Origin of the sequence: Vibrio qingdaonensis (assembly GCF_026191675.1) — a bacterium.
Classification (GTDB): Bacteria; Pseudomonadota; Gammaproteobacteria; order Enterobacterales; family Vibrionaceae; genus Vibrio; species Vibrio qingdaonensis.
In genome coordinates, this window is sequence record NZ_JAKRRY010000181.1 from 1 (window position 1) to 332 (window position 332).

Sequence of the window (332 nt, forward strand, 5' to 3'; positions counted from 1 at the left end):
TCAAGATCTCGGGGCTATAGCTCAGCTGGGAGAGCGCCTGCCTTGCACGCAGGAGGTCTGCGGTTCGATCCCGCATAGCTCCACCATTCTTGAAATATTCTTTCCCACGAAGGAATTAAAACTAATGTGGGCGATTAGCTCAGTTGGGAGAGCACCTCCCTTACAAGGAGGGGGTCACTGGTTCGAGCCCGGTATCGCCCACCATCTTTAAAGACATTTATGAAGTGTATTTAAAAATGGTTTAATTAGTTTTAACTAAGTAAACACATGCTCTTTAACAATTTGGAAAGCTGACGAACAACATTTGATTTAATGTTGTTCAAATAAAAGTT

At 43.1% G+C, this 332-nt stretch carries 2 tRNA genes; both read left to right on the top strand.

Annotated elements, in window-relative coordinates:
- Positions 1-10: 10 nt before the first annotated feature.
- Positions 11-86 (top strand) — tRNA-Ala (locus tag MD535_RS25925).
- A 42-nt stretch (positions 87-128) separates the two neighbouring features.
- Positions 129-204: transfer RNA gene (locus MD535_RS25930), tRNA-Val, on the top strand.
- The last annotated feature ends 128 nt before the right edge of the window (positions 205-332 follow it).